The organism is Acinetobacter sp. ANC 3781 (assembly GCF_004331285.1).
Classification (GTDB): domain Bacteria; phylum Pseudomonadota; class Gammaproteobacteria; order Pseudomonadales; family Moraxellaceae; genus Acinetobacter.
This window is the reverse complement of the sequence record NZ_SJOH01000003.1, coordinates 38,717-56,654: the sequence shown is the minus strand read 5'-3', so window position 1 is coordinate 56,654 and position 17,938 is coordinate 38,717. Positions and strand designations below refer to the sequence as shown.

The window sequence follows — 17,938 nt, the reverse complement described above, 5'->3', positions numbered from 1 at the left end:
ATTATGCACATTCCTTTTGGAAGTTGTTTAATAATTCTTTGTAATTTTCTACACTTAGGCGTGGCCCAAATTGTGAAACGACTTCACTTGAAATCAGGATTGCCAATTCAGCAGCAACTTTAAGGCTTAAACCTGCATTTAATGCATAAAGGAAAGCACCTGCAAAGGCATCCCCGGCACCATTGGCATCAACCGCTGTAACCGCACGACCTGGAACTTTAAGAGTTTGCTCTGAATCAGAAATTAAAGCACCTTCTGCAGATAATGTAATGACAGTGTATTTGCTCTTTTGCTGTAGTTTAGCCAATGCAGCTTCAATAGAATCAGTTTCTGTATACATTAAGGCTTCATGATAATTGCAAAGCAATAAATCTACGCCATCATCAATCAATTCATCCAAACCTTGACGTGCATATTGCACCATGGCTGGGTCAGAAAGTGTAAGGGCAATTTTTACCCCATGTGCTTTTGCAATTTCACGTGCGTGTTTAACCGCTTGGCGTGCAGTATCACTGGTGGACAAATAACCTTCAATATATAGCCATTTTGCAGTTTTTAAGGGTTTAAAATTGATTTGTTCTGCGCTCAGTTCTGCAGTAATACCTAAAAAAGTGTGCATGGTACGTTCCGAGTCCGGGCTGACAAGAACCATGCAAGTACCTGTCACACCTTCACTCACTGACTTTTCAGTGGTTTGAATACCTGCTTCATTTAAACCTTTTAAGTAAGTTCGACCGAGTTCATCATTGCCGACACGGCATCCATAAAATGCTTTACTTCCTAAAGCACTAAACGCAACGGTGGTATTTGCAGCAGATCCGCCTGATGCTTGCCCTTTATATACTTGCGTTTCTTTTAAATTATTATATAAATTTGCTTGTGTTTCACCATCAGTCAACTGCATAGTGCCTTTTTGCAAATTTTGTTGAATAAGGAAATCGTCAGAGACTTTAAATTCTTGGTCGATTAATGCATTACCAATTGCAAAAAGATCAACAGTTGTCATGTCTTTCATTCACATTTCAAATTAAAGCACTAAGTTTACACCAATGCTCATGATTGCTGTAGATTGATGAATAAAATTCAATATATGGCTGATTTATTCGTACAAAATACACAATAGGCAAGAATTAGGAAGATTAGATGAATATCACGATTGCTAAAGCTGAACAGTTACCTGCACAAATCACGGAATTAGCCAAGCAAGCTCATAAAGAAGGATTTAAATTGGTTGATCAACTGATTGAAGAATATGAAAGTGGAAAAAACAGGTTTGATCAACCAGGGGAATTTCTTCTTTTTGTTTATGATGATGAGAAACTGATTGCCTGTGGCGGTTTAAACCAGCAATGGAATGAAAATGAAATTGATGCGCGTATTGGTCGGGTGCGTCGTTTTTATGTGTTACCAAAATATCGTAAACATGGCGTAGGCAAACAGCTTTTACAGCATTTAGAAAAAAATGCCCGTGCAAATTTTTCTGCACTTTGTCTAAGTATAGACACAAAATCTGCAGCAAATTTTTATCAGAAACAAAATTATGTTTTTGTTGAAAATCATCCGAATTATAGCTATTTCAAATATCTGCTCTAGTTTTATCACATGGTTATGATGCTGAGAAGTGTAAGTTTGCTTATCAGCATTATGATTACAATCACTTTTAAATTTCAAGGATGAGTTTTTAATTGCTTCGGTAAATGCTATAAAATAAAAAAATGCTCTATATCTTAATGTTGAATTAAGTACATCGCTTGAAAATATCAGCAAAGATCTTTAATGAATCAGACTGCTGAATCAACAACAAAATATTAAAGCTCAAATTTCTAAATTTTTTCAAATCACGGCACTTTTCTGGATCACTAAAGTTCTTATTATAACTTTTGGTGAAACTAGGGGGGATGTACTTTCTATATTGCTCATTTTAGGATATTTATGTCGGGAGCTTCATTTTTCCATCTTTACCAACCGCATTTATACTAGTCTGCGATTATTGCCAGTACAACCGTGGGTACAGGGATGGGTAATTTTCTAGATAAACCGATCGCTTCGGATAGTCGGACTTAATTCGCTTTTGCCATGATATTTACGGCGATTTTATTAAGTATTTATCTGAACAATAAAGTCAATTCAGAACCTGTTTAAGAGGAATAAAAATGTTTTTGGATTTGATTTGGAAAATAGCAATCGGTTGCTATTTTTTTGCTTGAAAATAGTGTTGATTCTGCTTAAAAAGGAACAAGGTTGAAACTAGACTGAAATGCTAGGAAATTCGTAACTGTACGAATCCATATAGTTCAAGATTCAGGTATAATCATAATATCTGATAAATATGTATACATTAGGAGATCACATGACTGTAGATGTCACTGAAACCATTACTCAAACTGTTCATCCTGCGTTTCAGTTGATACGTCAACACCATGTTGAGGCCTTAGACGTTTTTGTGTCTGAATATAAACATAAAGTAACCGGTGCAACGCATTATCACCTTGCAAGCGAACTTGATGAGAATGTCTTTTTGGTGGCCTTCCGTACTCAACCCATGGATTCAAAGGGTGAGGCGCACATTTTAGAACATACCGCATTATGTGGTTCTGAAAAATTCCCTGTTCGTGACCCATTCTTCCTGATGATTCGTCGTTCACTCAACACCTTTATGAATGCTTTTACCTCAGCAGACTGGACGGCCTATCCATTTGCAACACAAAACAAAAAAGACTTTCAAAACTTGTTGGAAGTCTATTTAGATGCTGCTTTTGCTGCAAACTTAAACGAACTTGATTTTGCACAAGAAGGTATTCGTATTGAACTGGAAAATGGCGAACCTGTCTATAAAGGCGTGGTGTTTAATGAGATGAAAGGGGCGATGAGTTCTCCTTCCGATCAGCTGTATCATCAACTGGCGCATCATTTATTCCCGAAAACCACCTATCATTACAATTCAGGTGGTGATCCTAGAGATATTCCAGATTTAACTTACCCAGAGTTGGTTGATTTCTATAAGTCACATTATCATCCAAGTAATGCGGTGTTTATGACTTTTGGTAATGAATCTGCCTATCATTTACAAGAACAATTCGAAACCTTAGCTTTGTCTAAATTTGAGAAAGGTCAAACGCTGCATTCAACGCCTGAAACACGTTTGACTGCACCGGTTGAAGTGACAGAAACTTATGCACTAGATGCTGAAGACTTAAAAGATAAAACCTATCACATCATTTCATGGCTATTGCCTGAAGCAAGCGATATTAAGTTGCGTTTGGGTATGCGTCTGGTTGAAGGGATTTTGCTGGAAGATTCTGCTTCGCCATTACGTCATTATCTGGAAACCTGTGATTATGCACAATCTACCGGTCCAATTATGGGTGTGGATGATTCTAACTTTGAAATGACCTTCTTCTGTGGTGTACAAGGGTCAAACCCGGAACATGCACAAGAATTTAAAGACGGTGTATTTAAAATTTTGGAAGAAGTTGCCTCTAAACCTGTCGATGCTGAAATGGTCGATGCGATTTTGCATCAGATTGAATTGCATCAGCGTGAGATCAATGGTGACGGTATGCCCTATGGGCTAAGCCTGATTTTAAACGGTTTAGGCAGTGTGATTCATCACAATGACCCGCTTCATGTTTGGGATGTGGATACTGCAATTGAGCAAGTCAAAGAAGAGCTCAAAGATCCAATGTGGTTGTCGAATCTGATTAAAGAGCATTTACTGGATAATACCCATCGTGTGCAAATGACTTTAGTACCGGATGCAACTAAATCTGCGAAAGAAGCAGAAGCAGAGAAAGCACGTTTAGCTGAAATTGGTGCCAAACTTACGGATGAGCAAAAAGCTGAAATCATCAAGCAAACCGAAGCGTTAAAAGTTCGCCAGGATACTCCAGATGATATGAACTTGTTGCCAAAAGTTGGACTGGAAGATGTGCCTGCTGATCTGCATATTGTACAAGGTCAATTGCGTGAAATTATCAGTAATAATCACGATACACCTTTGAATCTGTACCATGCAGGTACCAATGGTATCTATTATCAACAGGTGCTGGTGAAAATTCCGGATGCGGTGGTACAGTCACCATATTTCAACTTGCTGGCTGTTTTGTTGGGCGAAGTTGGTGCCGGCGAATACGATTATCTTGAGCTTCAGCAACTACAAACAGCAGTCAGCGGTGGTGTAGGGATGGGCGCATCTTTACGTTCGAAATTCGATGATAAAAATAAAATCAGCGCATGGTTAACACTAACGACTAAGTCGTTGGTGAATAATTTTGAAGCGATTCGTATATTAAAATTGGCATTTGAACAACTGCGTTTTGATGAAAAAGACCGCATTATTGAATTGTTGCAGCAACGTAAAACACGTTGGCAATCACGCATTTCAGGTTCTGGTCATAGTTATGCCATGCAAATTGCATCACGTAATTGTAGCGCCTTGGCCCAACGTGACTATCAAAATACCGGTTTGGGTGCGCTAAACTGGTTAACTGAGCTGGTGACTAAAATTGAAAATGACGAAGCTGCCTATGATGCTTTAATTGCTGAATTGAAAGCCATTCATCGTGTACTTTTACAAGCACCGAAGCAATTCTTGCTGGTGTGCGAAGAACATCAATCAGATCGTTTGATTGAAGAAATTCAGGACGTTTGGGACAAGTTGGCCATCGATCAAACGCCGCTAGAATTAACGACAGTTTTCACGGAAAATAGCAATAAAGACGAAGCATGGTTAATTCAGGCCAATGTTCAATTCTGTGCTTCAGCTTATCCTGCTGTAGAGGTATCTCATCCGGATGCGGCACCTTTAATGGTGTTGGCTGCATATTTGCGTAATGGCTTCTTGCATAGTGCAATTCGTGAAAAAGGTGGCGCTTACGGTGGTGGTGCCAGCTATGATGGTAATGCCTGCTCGTTCCGTTTCTATAGCTATCGTGATCCACGTTTGGCAGAAACGTTTAAAGATTTTGAAGCAAGTATTGACTGGTTGGTGAATACCGGGCATTTACCGCATCAACTTGAAGAAGCAATTTTAGGATTAGTTGCGAGCATGGACAAACCGGGTTCTCCTGCGGGTGAAGCCATTAGTGCTTGTTATGCTTTATTGCATGCACGTACGCCGGCAGTTCGTAAGCAGTTACGTGCACGTTTACTTGCAGTGACTTTGGATGATTTAAAACGCGTTGCAGAACAATATCTGGTTCAGCAAAAACCCGTAAGAGCAGTGGTCGCACCAGTGGCTAAGCGTGACACGTTGCTTGAACTTGGTTTTGAGATCAAACAAGTAAACTAAAAGAATAATCTGAGGTAACACCCTATGGCGTTCAAAAAACTTGAACGCACTACTTTGCAACTGAGCATGCTTATGCTCAGTTCATTGTATGTGACGAATGTAAATGCGGTAAATCCAGGATCTTTAATTACACCGGCCAGTCCTGAAGCCTGTGTAGCTTTGGAATCCAATGCAGATCGGTTGGCTTGTTACGATACCCTGTTTAAGATACCTGAGGCAGAAAAAACCCCACTGCTTTCTGAGCGTCAAGCGGCAATTGAACTGGCACCCAAACCGACTGAACCTGAAACGATTAAAGAAAAAATCAGTCAGGGCGTAAGTAGCGTATTTTCTGTTGAAGGTCCAAAAATTGACCCCAATCGATCTTTACTGGATAAGCGTTGGGAATTATCTCCAGACAGTAAACTTGGAACCTGGAACATTCGTGCGCATCAACCAGTATATCTGATGCCGGGATTTTGGACTTCTGACAAAAATGAACGTCCTTCCAGTCCCAATGAAAATAATACGGTACAGGTAGGTGATGACCAAAATTTAAAATCGATGGAAGCGAAATTCCAGTTGTCGTTAAAAACCAAAGCGGTCGAAAACCTGTTTGGTGATAATGGTGACATCTGGTTTGGTTATACTCAGTCATCTCGTTGGCAAGTCTATAATGCCGATACCTCACGTCCTTTCCGTGAAACCAACTATGAACCTGAAGCCAGTCTGATTTTTCGTACTAATTATGAAATATTGGGTTTAAATGCACGCTTACTCGGTCTGACTTTTAACCATCAATCGAATGGCCGTGCAGATCCTTTATCTCGTAGTTGGAACCGTGTGATGCTGAATCTTGGTTTTGAGCGCGACAACTTTGCACTCATGGTGCGTCCTTGGTATCGCATTGAAGAAAATGCCAATGATGATAACAATCCTGATATTAAAAACTATATGGGTCGTGGTGATTTAACCGCATTCTATCGCTGGAATGATCATGATTTTTCACTGATGCTGCGTCACTCGCTGAAAGGTGGCGATGATGCACATGGAGCGGCGCAGTTTGATTGGGCGTTCCCGATCAGTGGTAAGTTGCGTGGTCATTTCCAGTTGTTTGACGGCTATGGTGAAAGCCTGATTGATTATAACCATCGCGCGACTTATGTCGGTTTAGGTGTGTCTTTAATGAATTGGTATTAAAATTTATCAATGCATCATAAAAAAACCACTCAATTGAGTGGTTTTTTTATCGAAAATTAATAGCAGTTAACCAATTTGAATGTCTGCTGGAGGATGTTTTAAACGACTCTTCTTTGGGGTAGCAATTAGGTAAGCCAACGTCAGTGGTCCCAAACGACCCGCGAACATGAGTAAGATTAAGGCAAACAAGCTTGCCGGTTGCAGTTCACTGGTGATACCGCGCGATAAGCCGACTGTACAGGCAGCTGAAACCGCTTCGAACAGTAAATCCAGAAAATCTTTGGTCGGCTCCAAAATAAGAAGCGTAAATAATCCTAAAAATATCAAAATTGCCGTGATAGACAAGACTGCAAAAGCCTTAAATGAAGTTACTTTTGAAACAGAATGATTAAATACCCTTAATTCTTCCGAACGGCGTAAGAAGGTGATCACACTTAAAACTACAATAATAAAGGTGCCGACTTTAATGCCACCTGCAGTACTTAAAGAACCTCCCCCAATAAACATCAATATGATGGTTACCAGAGTAGAAGCATCGGTCATACTGGACATATCTAGGCTATTAAAACCCGAGGAGCGCGGAACAGTAGCATGGAACCAGGCATTTAAGGCCTGATCGCCGAGGCTCATACTGGACAATGTCAGCGGATTGTTGGCTTCCAATGCCCACAGCACTATAAAGGCAGCCAAGTTTAATCCTGCAATGGTAGAGAGGATTAATTTGCTATTGGTACTTAATTTTTTCCAGCGATGGGCACGTTTAATATCCATGAGTACTACAAAGCCAATTCCACCAATAATATAAAGCATGCTAATGGTAAAGGTAATCAGGTAATGGTCTGCAAAACTCATCAAACTATTCGGAAAAAGCGAAAAACCGCCATTATTAAACGCAGAAACACTATAAAAAGCCGCATAAAAAAAGGCACGTGGAAAATCATATTCCTGCATCCAGGCAATGGTAAGAATAACCGTACCGACGGCTTCAAAAAATAAGGAATATAAAAATACGCCTTTAATCGTGAAGGAGACTTTGGCCAAACTGGTTTGCCCAATCGTTTCCTGTGCCATGACTTGCTGTTTTAACCGGATATTGGAAGACAGGCTGAGTGCGGCAAGGATGGCAAATGTCATAAAGCCCAAGCCGCCAACCTGTAGTAAAAGCATGATCACGATTTGGCCAAAAGTTGTATAGGCCTCTCCGACATTGACTACAGAAAGTCCGGTAATAGTCACGGCAGAGGTGGAAGTAAACAGGGCATTGAGCCAGCTTAATTCCCCATGATGTGAAATGGGAAGTTTAAGTAATAGGGTGCCTGCAAATATAAAACTTAAGAACCCTAAGGCAAGTAAGCTGGGAGGACTCAGATTGACGGTATGATGGTTTATATTTTGCGGCTGATTCATATTTTATTTAAACCGGGCAGACAGTTTTCGTAGAGGTTCAAGTTCACCTTCAACCACTAAGATATCACCTTCTTGCAGAATTAAATCAGGATCAATGCTATATAAAATTTCCTTGCCGCGTTTATGCAGAAGCGTTTTAATCTCTGAGGCATGATCCATAAGATGATGAAAGCGTTCCCCCTTTTGATTTGCCTTAATTTCAATTTTAACAATAAAGTGATTGTCTTCTAAACCCATATAACGACTGACCATCGGATAGCTTAAAGACTGGGCAATACGGGTACCCATATCTTCTTCTGGATGAATGATTTTATTCACGCCCAGATGGGTCAGAATCATGTGGTGGGCTTTGGATTTTGCCTTGGCCCAAATCTTGTTCATGCCCAGGTTTTTCAGATGCAAGACACATAAAATACTGGCCTCAATATCCTCACCAATAGCCACCACAACGGCTTCACAGCTTTGAATATTCAGTTCTCTAAGAACATGTTCATCGGTTGCATCGGCAATAACAGCATGGGTAAGCTGATCAGAAATATTTTCAACATATTTTTTATTGCTGTCGATCCCAATCACATCGTGATTTAAGCTCACCAGTTGGGTTGCAACGGTGGCTCCAAAACTGCCTAAGCCGATGACTGCAAATAGTGCCATGCAGAGTATTCCTTATCCGAATTTATGTGCTTTTGATGGGTAAAATTTATGTAAATGTGACTTCATTTTATAATCTTATGATCTCTTCATCTATCAATCTTACAAAATTATATATAACAAAGGCTTATTTATAAGAGTATTTCATCCTTCGACTAAAACATTGAGATGTAGAATTTTGCAAATCATTGCATTCGCGTTGCTGTTTAAATATTTTTTGAAGTATAGGTGGCGTAAAGGGTGTCACAAAACCTTAAAAAAGCCTGTATATAATTTAGCTGTGTGATTTTCTATTTTTATAGGGAATTAAAAATGAATGATAAAAAGATTTTCAAGCTTTTACAGGAATGGTTTCCGGTGCTGGAACTGAGGGAAATCCCCAAGAAGAAATACAGGCCTATCTTTCAGCAATTTCTGGCGTGGATGTCCGCTGAAAAACTGGGTAAGCATTCTCAAGCTTATTTAATGTCTGTTGATTCTGAAAACCCTCATGAAAATGGGTTAGAACAATGTGCTATTTTGCAGCTCATGAATAGTGATATTCGCTTAGCACAGCAGCAAATTCGTAACAGAACCATACCTTTATGTGAGCATTATGCGAAGCATAAACAGGTTATTGGTAAGTACTACAATGTCAATACACAGGTTTTTGATATTGTTCTTGAAGAGATCTATGAGCTTTTAAAGTCAAAAAAATTAGAATTAATAATCATTTATGCAGAAAAGACTTATTGGATAGCGGTACCGAATGAGGATATAAAAATCGACAAATTCTGTAGGGCATTTTTAAAACAATTCAAAAATGAAGGAATCTGTATAGAACACTATATAAAACTGGATTGTTTAAGGTCGACTTAAAAAATCTTGGATTTAAAAAAAAGAGCCCTTGAAGGGCTCTTTTAATCTGTTTTTAAAGGCTTATTTCAGGAAACGTTGATAACCCAGGTTATTGGTAATTTCTGCATATGGATAAGTGATACTTTCCAATGTTTCAATTAAACCGTCCGGATTTTGTTTCGCGTCGCTTGCCTCTAAGCCAACCAGTACTCGACCTTCCGCAGCGCCGTGGTTACGGTAGTGGAACAGGGTAATATTGTGAGTTGGACCCAGGCGTTCCAAGAAAGTCAGTAATGCCCCTGGACGTTCTGGAAACTCGACACGAAATAAGCGTTCATTTTCAATATCCGCATGCCCCCCAACCAGATAACGAATATGCAGTTTTGCCACTTCATCATCAGACAAGTCATCAACATCATATTGTATTGCCAAGATGTCATAAATATCGTGACGTTCCTTTTCACCACCTTTTAAGCTAATGCCGACAAATACTTGAGCAGCGCTAGAAGTACTGGCACGGTAGTTGAATTCTGTGATATTACGGCCTTGAAGGGCGCGGCAGAAATTCAGGAATGAGCCTTTTTCTTCCGGAATGGTGACTGCAAAAATGGCTTCTTTGCGTTCACCCAGTTCAGTACGTTCAGCAATATAACGCAGGCGGTCAAAGTTCATGTTGGCACCACAAACAATTGACACCATATTTTTATTTTCTAAGCCATGTTCAGCCACATATTTCTTGATTCCTGCAAGTGCCATGGCACCAGAAGGTTCAACAATACTACGGCATTCATCATAAGTGTCTTTAATAGCTGCACAGATTTCATCGGTGTTGACCAAAACCACATCACGTTCAACAATTGGACCCGAGTTATCCGATTTTTGCAGGCGAATTACATCAAAGGGTTTTTCACCAATCTGTGCAACCGCAGTACCATCTGCAAATAAACCTACAGATGGCAGAATCACACGCTGGTTGGCTTCAAAGGCTGCTTTTAGGCAAGCAGATTCATCATATTCCACAGGAATGACTTTGACATGTGGCGCAACATCGCCCAGGTAAGCAGCAACACCAGCGATTAAACCGCCACCGCCTACAGCAACGAATACATATTCAATATCACGCCATTGACGCAAAATTTCGTTAGCAATGGTGCCTTGACCTGCCATGACCAGTTCATCGTCATAAGGGGGAATAAAAGTCATGCCTTCATCTTGCGCACACTGAATAGCATATTTATTGGCAACATCAAAAGAATCGCCATGTAACACCACTTCACCACCAAGACGTTTTACTGCTTGGACTTTAATGTCGGGCGTGGTTTTCGGCATCACAATAATGGCGCGAATTCCCAGTTTTTGACCAGAGAGAGCCACACCTTGTGCATGGTTACCTGCTGAAGCCGTAATAACGCCACGTTCCAACTGAGATTTCGGTAATTGACTAATACGGTTATAGGCACCGCGTAGTTTAAAGGAAAAGACAGGTTGTAAATCTTCGCGTTTAAAGCGAATGTTATTGTTTAGCTTTTCACTAATTCGTGGCGCTGCTTCGAGTGGAGTTTCGATTGCAACGTCATACACCGTTGCTTGTAATATTTGTCGAACCAAACGAGACAGCATGTTAATTTTCCATCTAACAGTTTAAAATAGGCTTTTATTGTAACAAACCCCTGTACATTTGGGCTGTTTAATCAGCAACAAATGTCAAAAAATAGTTGAGCCAAGTTATGAGTCTGTATGCGACCCAAGATGAAAAGAAACAAGCTGCTGCAAAAGCAGCTTTAAAGCACTTGCCAAAAGGCGGGATTTTGGGTGTAGGTACAGGAAGTACTGTGAACTTCCTCATTGAATTATTACCAGAATTGCAACTCGAAGCTGCGGTTGCAAGCTCCGAAGCAACAGCACAGCGCCTTAAAAAATTAGGCATTGAAGTGGTTGATATGAACTCTGTAGGCGGTTTGGATGCCTATGTAGATGGCGCAGATGAAATTGATCGTCATATGCACATGATTAAAGGTGGTGGTGCTGCATTAACACGTGAAAAAATTGTTGCTTCGATTGCGAAAAAATTCGTCTGTATCGTAGATGATTCCAAATGGGTGGAGCAATTGGGTCATGATTTCCCGTTGCCTGTAGAAGTGATTCCAATGGCGCGTTCAGCGGTAGCACGTAAAATTGTTTCTCTTGGTGGAGATCCAGTTTATCGTGAGGGCGTAGTGACTGATAATGGTAACGTGATTTTAGATGTGCATAACTTCAATATCTTGAATGCGCTTGAGCTTGAAAAAACCCTTAATAATATTCCGGGTGTAGTGTGTAACGGTATCTTCGCGATTAACAAAGCGGATATTGCGGTTGTTGCAACTGATAAGGGTATTGAAGAACGTACTGCAATTTAATTAGTCCTTCCTGAGCCTTCTTTATAAAGGAGGGCTGTTCTCCTTGCGCTAAATGTTAAAGCAATACTTTAACATTTGCTCAGGGTTGGGAAGATTTAGACAACTCTAAATAAAAGAAAAATGACGCTAAACGAATTACCAGAAATCAAAATTGTCCGTCATGCGCGAGCGAAATGTTTACGCTTACGTGTTGACTCGACTCAAATTCGTTTAACTGCACCGGTACTTTGCAGCAAACGAAAAATTCAAAATTTTATTGATCAAGCCGAAGAATGGTTGCTCAAAACCTGGCAACAACAAACACAGAATATACAGCAAGAGACTTTACCCACAGAATTAAAGCTTTTTAATGTAGATCAGCCTTTACAGATTGTTTATCAAACCCAAAAGCAGTCATTTATTTTTGATGAAGTAAAAAATCAACTTTTAATTAGTGATCGTCAGCCCCAACAATATTTAAAAGCTTTTGTGATCACTTATGCAAAGCAGCATCTTCCTCTTTATTTGGAGGAAGTGAGTCAAGAAAGTAGTTTAAGTTTTGGGAAATGTACGATTCGTCAACCGAAAACGCGTTGGGGCAGTTGCTCGGCGAAACATGACATTATGTTGAATAGTGGTTTGGTATTATTTCCTGAACATGTGACCCGTTACGTTTGCGTACATGAGCTGGCACATACACGGCATTTTGATCATAGCCCGCATTTTTGGGCTGAAGTTCATAAGCATGATGAGAATTTTCAACAGCATCGGAAAATTTTAAAAACTACGCCAATGCCGTATTGGTGGTTGTAATTTTATAATTATTATTTAAGCTGAAAATTCTTATTAAGTTATTCAAAAAATATAGAATAAATTAAATTCTTAATCAAAATAAGCTACGGGAATTGATATGCGAGTATTTATTTTATTGGTAGCATTATTGCTACCAATATTCAGTCAAGCTCAGACATTTTATTACGACAGGCCTGCTGTTTTACATGGAAAATTATTAAAAATAAAAAGCTTACATCCAAATCAAGAAGTGTTTGGTGGGAATCAGATTGCTCTAGCATTAGACCAAATTATTAAAGTCGATGGTAGAGATGGCTTGGTAAAAACAAAGTTGATCCAATTAGTTGATATGAATGCCAGCCGTTATTCCATGTTGGTTAAGAAAGAGGGAACACCCGTGACTATCGCGTGTGAGGAGTTATTTAGGGGGCATACAGCACATCACACTACAAAAGTTTTATGTGTCGTGAAAGCGGTTCAGTTTAAGTAAATATGTATTGGGATAAAGCAGTTGCTGCTTAGGTGCTTTAAGAAGAGTGAATCGTCTTTAATTAGGAGATTTTTATTTTTAGGTTGTGTTATTTATTAGTGCTAAGAGTCAATATGTAGATACTAATAATCTTTCAGACAGTGAATTTAACAAGCAAACTCATTCAAAACAGTTCAGAAAAGCAAAACTTCCTGTCATACTACGCAGTTACGAAATGAACACTTTAAATTTGAGGTAGGGATCGTGATTACTGTTGGTATTGTCGGTGGTACAGGTTATACAGGCGTTGAATTGTTGCGTCTTTTACTACGACACCCAAATGTGCAGGTTAATATACTGACGTCACGTACCGAAAAAGGTCGCCGTGTAGATGATATGTTCCCAAGCTTACGCGGTCATACCGATCTTCAATACTCAGATCTGAACATTGATGAACTCAAAAAATGCGATGTTGTGTTCTTTGCAACCCCTCATGGTGTGGCAATGAAACATGCGGCAGAACTGGTTGCAGCAAATACTAAAGTCATCGATTTAGCGGCAGATTTCCGCTTACAGGACTTGGAACAATTCGAAAAGTGGTATGGTCTTGAACATGCCTGCCCAGATATTTTAAAAGATTCCGTTTACGGTTTATCAGAACTGAATCGTGACAAAATCAAACAGGCCAACGTGATTGGTAACCCAGGTTGCTATCCAACCACGGTACAACTGGGTCTTGCGCCATTATTTAAGCAAGCTGAAACTTTAGTAAAACCTGAAAGCATTATTATTGATGCAAAATCAGGGGTTTCTGGTGCAGGTCGTAAAGCAAGCCTCGGCATGATTTATTCTGAAAATGCTGACAATTTTAAGGCTTATGGCGTAGCAGGTCACCGTCATCATCCTGAAATTGTGGAAGCACTGGAAAATATCTCGGGTCTTAAAGATGTGTTTAATCACATTTTATTTGTACCGCATTTGGTTCCGATGATTCGTGGCATGCTCAGCACCATTTATGTCGATTTAACTGATGCAGGTGATGCAGCAGACCTTCAAAGCTTGTATGAACAATTCTATACCAATGAAGAGTTTGTTGATGTGATGCCAGCAAACAGCTCACCTGAAACACGTTCTGTGCGTGGTGCAAACCAGCTTCGTATTGCATTATACAAGCCACAGCCGAAAAAGCTGGTTGTTTTATCTGTACAAGACAATTTGGTGAAAGGCGCCGCGGGTCAAGCTGTGCAAAATATGAACCTGATGTTTGATTTTGCTGAAAATGCAGGTCTGACAGGTATTGGTCTATTACCATAAAAAACGTTTTTCAGCTTCACACACATTTGGATTTGGATTTAAATGTGTGTTTTGAATGAATCAAAATAAGAGATGACGATGCCGAACACTGAATCAAATACTCTGTCACAACAGACACCACTCAGTAAAAAGCCTTTGGTTAAAGGAAATTTGCCTTTGGCTATTGGCGCTGCAATTCTGATTGCAGGTAGTGGCCTGCTGGGCTATTCAGTGGGGCATCGGCAAGGTCTGACTGCTGTAGGTTTTGAAGCTGATGCTGAACAGCTGGTTGAAGTTGTGCAAAAGCAAAAGAGTAGTCTGGAAACACTAAATAAAAATTTGAATCTGGCTGTGCAAGAGCGTGATGTTGCCGTAAGTAATTCAAATGATTTATTTGCTGCTCTGAATCAAGCTCGTGAAGATAAAGCTCAGGCTGAGGGTTTGAGTTCTATTTACCGTGAAGTGTTGGGGCAACGGGGTGGCCTAAGCTTGATGATTCAGAATATTGGGGTCAAACCTTTACCGGATAATGCTTATGAATATGAGCTGGATTTAGTACAAGTCAGCCCGAATAAACGTAATATTTCTGGAACGGTGGAACTGCGCTTAATTCAGGGCACAGAAGTTCTGGTTATTCCCATGGAAGACAAGAACTTTAATTTTCAAGATTACGAGCGTTTAACAGGCCGCTGGACCATGCCTAAAGGCTTTACGCCGCAATTCATTGAAGTCCGTTTAACAGGTGGTACAAGTACTCCAGTGATTAAACGTTTTAGTTGGGGCCGTGGTAAACCGATTGAGAGTCAATCTGCATTTATTTCTGAAATTCCTCAAGCAGAAGCAAATGCACAATAAATGTGAATTTTAAATCCTATGCGAATCAATAAGCGTCAAAATTGTTTAAATGCCATCAAAAGTTCTTTTCATCAATCAGGATATGTCGATTGGCATATTAGTCCACGCTTAAGCAATGACTCGCAAGACGAATCTGAAGGTGAGATTGCGGTACAGACTGCGCTACCCGAATTAAAACGTCCACCCATGTATGCTGTCGTTTTAATGAATGACGATTACACCCCAATGGACTTTGTAATTGAAATTTTACAACAATACTTTGCTTTGAATCTTGACCAAGCCACTCAAGTAATGCTAACTGTACATTATGAAGGGAAAGGTGTTGCAGGCGTTTATCCACGAGACATTGCGGAAACGAAAGCGAACCAGGTCAATAATTACGCTCGGTCACAAGGTCATCCATTGCTTTGTCAGATTGAGCCAAAAGATTAAGGGGATTACATGCTCAGTCGTCAATTAGAAGTATCTTTACGTTTGGCTGTAAGCATGGCTCGTCAAAAGAGACATGAGTTTCTCACGGTTGAACATTTATTGTTGGCTCTACTGGATAATGACTCTGCTGTAAATGCGCTTAAAGCGTGTGGGGCGGACATTATCGTTCTGCGTAAAGAACTAGAAGAATACGTTGAACAACATACCCCTAAATTAGGCGAACATAGCGATCAGGCGCCACATCCGACTGAAAGTTTTGATCGTATTCTGCAACGGGCGATTTTCCATGTGCAATCCAGCGGTGGTGATCGAACTGTTGAAGGTGCAGATATTCTTGTTGCGATGTACTCCGAACGTGATTCTTTTGCGGTCTACTTGCTTAAACGCCATCAAATTAACCGTTTAACTTTAACTCAGTATTTATCTCACGGTACGCGTAAAGAAGAAGTGCAAGCCGAAGAAGAAGTTGAAGAGTTGGATGGTGAAACCTCGAGTTCTTCAAATGCAGGACCACTCGATTTATATACCACCAATTTAAATACCGAAGCTCAAAAAGGCAAAACAGATCCTTTAATTGGCCGTGAAAAAGAAATTGAACGTGCTGCACAAATTCTTTGCCGCCGTCGTAAAAACAATCCTTTGCTTGTGGGTGACCCGGGTGTAGGTAAAACTTCGATTGCTGAAGGTTTGGCTTGGTTAATTGTGAATGGTAAAGCCCCTAAACCACTTGCTAATGCAGAAGTATATAGCCTGGATATTGGCGCACTGGTAGCAGGAACCAAATACCGAGGTGACTTTGAAAAACGCTTGAAACAATTGTTGAATGCGCTGAAAAAGAAACCAGAAGCTATTCTATTCATTGATGAAATTCACATGATTATTGGTGCAGGTTCCAGTATGGGCAGCACCATGGATGCATCCAACTTAATCAAACCTGCTTTGTCGAATGGTTCATTACGTTGCATCGGTTCAACGACTTTTCAAGAATATCGCCAGGTTTTTGAAAAAGATCATGCTTTATCTCGTCGTTTTCAAAAAATTGATGTTAATGAACCCTCTGTTTCTGAAACAATTGATATTTTACGTGGCTTAAAATCGAAATTTGAAGATTTTCACCATGTTCAATATGACGATAAATCTTTGGTTGCCGCAGTGGAGTTGTCAGCGAAATTCATTAATGACCGCTTCCTGCCGGATAAAGCCATTGATGTAATTGATGAAGCGGGTGCACAGCGCCGTTTGAAAGCAGAACAAGACGATACCTTGATTACGGTTGAAAATATCGAAGATATCATCTCTAAAATTGCACGTATTCCACCGAAAACCGTATCTAAAGATGACAAGACTGTATTAAGTAATCTTGAACGTGATCTTAAACGTGTGGTATTCGGTCAAGATGATGCAATTGAAGCACTTGGTTCTGCAATTAAATTGTCACGTGCAGGGTTGAAATCACCTGATAAACCAGTGGGTAGCTTTGTTTTTGCTGGTCCAACAGGTGTGGGTAAAACTGAAGTCACCAAACAGTTGGCTAAGTTGTTAGGTGTGGAACTGGTTCGTTTCGATATGTCGGAATATATGGAGCGTCATGCGGTTTCACGTTTAATTGGCGCACCTCCAGGCTATGTCGGTTTCGATCAGGGCGGTTTGTTGACTGATGCGATTCATAAAAGTCCACATTGCGTATTGTTGCTGGATGAAATTGAAAAAGCACATCCTGATGTGTTTAATTTGTTATTACAAATTATGGACCATGGCGCATTGACCGACAACAATGGTCGTAAGTCGGACTTCCGTAATGTAATTCTTGTTCTAACCACCAATATTGGTGCAGAAAGTATTTCTCGTACTAGTATCGGGTTTATGGAACAAGATAATAGTAATGACAATAAAGATGCCATGAAAAAAGCATTCTCGCCTGAATTCCGTAACCGTTTGGATGGTGTGATTCAATTCAATGCATTGCCAACTACGGTTATTGAAAACGTGGTAGATAAATTCCTGACTGAACTTCAAGCTCAACTTGATGATAAGAAAGTGGTTCTTGAAGTAGATCAAAGTGCGCGTGAATGGATGGCTGAACATGGCTATGACCGTTTAATGGGTGCGCGTCCAATGCAACGATTAATTCAAGAACATTTGAAGAAACCGCTTGCTGAAATGATTCTGTTTGGTGAGCTTGCTGAACACGGCGGTAATGTCGCTGTTTCTGTGAAGAAAGAAGATGGTAAAGCGGTTGGCTTAAAACTGGAAGTATTTGAAGATCAAACTGCTGAACCTGCATAATTACCTGAATTGTTAGAATAACCCGTGTTCGCATGGGTTATTTTTTTATTGTAACTTTATTTCCGTCTT

The 17,938-nt window shown here is 40.0% G+C and carries 15 protein-coding genes; 11 read left to right on the top strand and 4 right to left on the bottom strand.

All coding sequences use genetic code 11. From position 1 onward, the window contains the following. Position 1: 1 nt before the first annotated feature. Positions 2 to 1,006: an adenosine kinase gene (locus tag E0H89_RS03130; RefSeq protein WP_131214665.1), complete on the bottom strand. Its 1,005-nt coding sequence runs from the start codon at positions 1,004 to 1,006 to the stop codon at positions 2 to 4. Between the two features lie 137 nt (positions 1,007 to 1,143). Here E0H89_RS03130 and E0H89_RS03125 point away from each other — a divergent pair, with 137 nt between their 5' ends. The 3 genes from E0H89_RS03125 (at position 1,144) to E0H89_RS03115 (ending at position 6,469) form a co-directional block, all read left to right on the top strand. Further along, entirely contained in the window at positions 1,144 to 1,593 is a 450-nt protein-coding gene (locus E0H89_RS03125) for a GNAT family N-acetyltransferase (RefSeq protein WP_131214386.1), read from the top strand. Between the two features lie 757 nt (positions 1,594 to 2,350). Further along, complete coding sequence (locus tag E0H89_RS03120) at positions 2,351 to 5,290, top strand: insulinase family protein (protein ID WP_131214385.1); 2,940 nt, start codon at positions 2,351 to 2,353, stop codon at positions 5,288 to 5,290. Positions 5,291 to 5,314: 24 nt separating this feature from the next. Then, on the top strand, positions 5,315 to 6,469 hold the full coding sequence (locus tag E0H89_RS03115; protein WP_131214384.1) for a phospholipase A: 1,155 nt from the start codon (positions 5,315 to 5,317) through the stop codon (positions 6,467 to 6,469). Positions 6,470 to 6,535: 66 nt separating this feature from the next. Here the strand turns inward: E0H89_RS03115 and E0H89_RS03110 are convergent, their stop codons facing one another. Together E0H89_RS03110 and E0H89_RS03105 are read right to left on the bottom strand one after the other, a co-directional pair. Further along, on the bottom strand, positions 6,536 to 7,876 hold the full coding sequence (locus E0H89_RS03110) for a TrkH family potassium uptake protein (protein WP_131214383.1): 1,341 nt from the start codon (positions 7,874 to 7,876) through the stop codon (positions 6,536 to 6,538). A 3-nt stretch (positions 7,877 to 7,879) separates the two neighbouring features. After that, positions 7,880 to 8,530: a potassium channel family protein gene (locus tag E0H89_RS03105; protein WP_131214382.1), complete on the bottom strand. Its 651-nt coding sequence runs from the start codon at positions 8,528 to 8,530 to the stop codon at positions 7,880 to 7,882. 309 nt (positions 8,531 to 8,839) lie between these two features. Here E0H89_RS03105 and E0H89_RS03100 point away from each other — a divergent pair, with 309 nt between their 5' ends. Further along, positions 8,840 to 9,385, top strand: a complete 546-nt coding sequence (locus tag E0H89_RS03100; protein WP_131214381.1) for a hypothetical protein — start codon at positions 8,840 to 8,842, stop codon at positions 9,383 to 9,385. A 60-nt stretch (positions 9,386 to 9,445) separates the two neighbouring features. On the opposite strand, the gene ilvA is transcribed toward E0H89_RS03100, so the two are convergent. Further along, positions 9,446 to 10,984, bottom strand: a complete 1,539-nt coding sequence (gene ilvA / locus E0H89_RS03095; protein ID WP_131214380.1) for a threonine ammonia-lyase, biosynthetic — start codon at positions 10,982 to 10,984, stop codon at positions 9,446 to 9,448. Between the two features lie 107 nt (positions 10,985 to 11,091). On the opposite strand from ilvA, the gene rpiA reads away from it, so the two are divergent. The 7 genes from rpiA to clpA all read left to right on the top strand — a co-directional run bounded on the left by rpiA (position 11,092) and on the right by clpA (position 17,869). After that, positions 11,092 to 11,763, top strand: a complete 672-nt coding sequence (rpiA, locus tag E0H89_RS03090; protein WP_131214379.1) for a ribose-5-phosphate isomerase RpiA — start codon at positions 11,092 to 11,094, stop codon at positions 11,761 to 11,763. Between the two features lie 120 nt (positions 11,764 to 11,883). Continuing rightward, positions 11,884 to 12,555: a M48 family metallopeptidase gene (locus E0H89_RS03085; RefSeq protein WP_131214378.1), complete on the top strand. Its 672-nt coding sequence runs from the start codon at positions 11,884 to 11,886 to the stop codon at positions 12,553 to 12,555. A gap of 97 nt (positions 12,556 to 12,652) precedes the next feature. Then, positions 12,653 to 13,024 carry a DUF4431 domain-containing protein gene (locus E0H89_RS03080; protein ID WP_131214377.1) on the top strand — a complete coding sequence of 124 codons (372 nt, stop codon included), beginning with the start codon at positions 12,653 to 12,655 and terminating at the stop codon, positions 13,022 to 13,024. A gap of 243 nt (positions 13,025 to 13,267) precedes the next feature. Further along, positions 13,268 to 14,317 carry an N-acetyl-gamma-glutamyl-phosphate reductase gene (gene argC / locus E0H89_RS03075; RefSeq protein ID WP_131214376.1) on the top strand — a complete coding sequence of 350 codons (1,050 nt, stop codon included), beginning with the start codon at positions 13,268 to 13,270 and terminating at the stop codon, positions 14,315 to 14,317. Between the two features lie 78 nt (positions 14,318 to 14,395). Next, positions 14,396 to 15,151 (top strand): DUF6776 family protein, encoded by a 756-nt coding sequence (locus tag E0H89_RS03070; RefSeq protein WP_131214375.1) that lies wholly within the window; start codon positions 14,396 to 14,398, stop codon positions 15,149 to 15,151. An 18-nt stretch (positions 15,152 to 15,169) separates the two neighbouring features. Beyond that, positions 15,170 to 15,583, top strand: a complete 414-nt coding sequence (gene clpS / locus E0H89_RS03065) for an ATP-dependent Clp protease adapter ClpS (protein WP_131214374.1) — start codon at positions 15,170 to 15,172, stop codon at positions 15,581 to 15,583. 9 nt (positions 15,584 to 15,592) lie between these two features. Next, complete coding sequence (gene clpA, locus E0H89_RS03060; protein WP_131214373.1) at positions 15,593 to 17,869, top strand: ATP-dependent Clp protease ATP-binding subunit ClpA; 2,277 nt, start codon at positions 15,593 to 15,595, stop codon at positions 17,867 to 17,869. The last annotated feature ends 69 nt before the right edge of the window (positions 17,870 to 17,938 follow it).

What these genes read in the sequence shown, in the direction of transcription:
- E0H89_RS03105 (WP_131214382.1), bottom strand. Translation starts at nt 8,530, where the DNA reads ATGGCACTATTTGCAGTCATCGGCTTAGGCAGTTTTGGAGCCACCGTT.
- E0H89_RS03115 (WP_131214384.1), top strand. Translation starts at nt 5,315, where the DNA reads ATGGCGTTCAAAAAACTTGAACGCACTACTTTGCAACTGAGCATGCTT.
- E0H89_RS03120 (WP_131214385.1), top strand. Translation starts at nt 2,351, where the DNA reads ATGACTGTAGATGTCACTGAAACCATTACTCAAACTGTTCATCCTGCG.
- rpiA (WP_131214379.1), top strand. Translation starts at nt 11,092, where the DNA reads ATGAGTCTGTATGCGACCCAAGATGAAAAGAAACAAGCTGCTGCAAAA.
- E0H89_RS03125 (WP_131214386.1), top strand. Translation starts at nt 1,144, where the DNA reads ATGAATATCACGATTGCTAAAGCTGAACAGTTACCTGCACAAATCACG.
- E0H89_RS03080 (WP_131214377.1), top strand. Translation starts at nt 12,653, where the DNA reads ATGCGAGTATTTATTTTATTGGTAGCATTATTGCTACCAATATTCAGT.
- E0H89_RS03130 (WP_131214665.1), bottom strand. Translation starts at nt 1,006, where the DNA reads ATGACAACTGTTGATCTTTTTGCAATTGGTAATGCATTAATCGACCAA.
- E0H89_RS03085 (WP_131214378.1), top strand. Translation starts at nt 11,884, where the DNA reads ATGACGCTAAACGAATTACCAGAAATCAAAATTGTCCGTCATGCGCGA.
- E0H89_RS03070 (WP_131214375.1), top strand. Translation starts at nt 14,396, where the DNA reads ATGCCGAACACTGAATCAAATACTCTGTCACAACAGACACCACTCAGT.
- clpA (WP_131214373.1), top strand. Translation starts at nt 15,593, where the DNA reads ATGCTCAGTCGTCAATTAGAAGTATCTTTACGTTTGGCTGTAAGCATG.
- E0H89_RS03100 (WP_131214381.1), top strand. Translation starts at nt 8,840, where the DNA reads ATGAATGATAAAAAGATTTTCAAGCTTTTACAGGAATGGTTTCCGGTG.
- E0H89_RS03110 (WP_131214383.1), bottom strand. Translation starts at nt 7,876, where the DNA reads ATGAATCAGCCGCAAAATATAAACCATCATACCGTCAATCTGAGTCCT.
- clpS (WP_131214374.1), top strand. Translation starts at nt 15,170, where the DNA reads ATGCGAATCAATAAGCGTCAAAATTGTTTAAATGCCATCAAAAGTTCT.
- ilvA (WP_131214380.1), bottom strand. Translation starts at nt 10,984, where the DNA reads ATGCTGTCTCGTTTGGTTCGACAAATATTACAAGCAACGGTGTATGAC.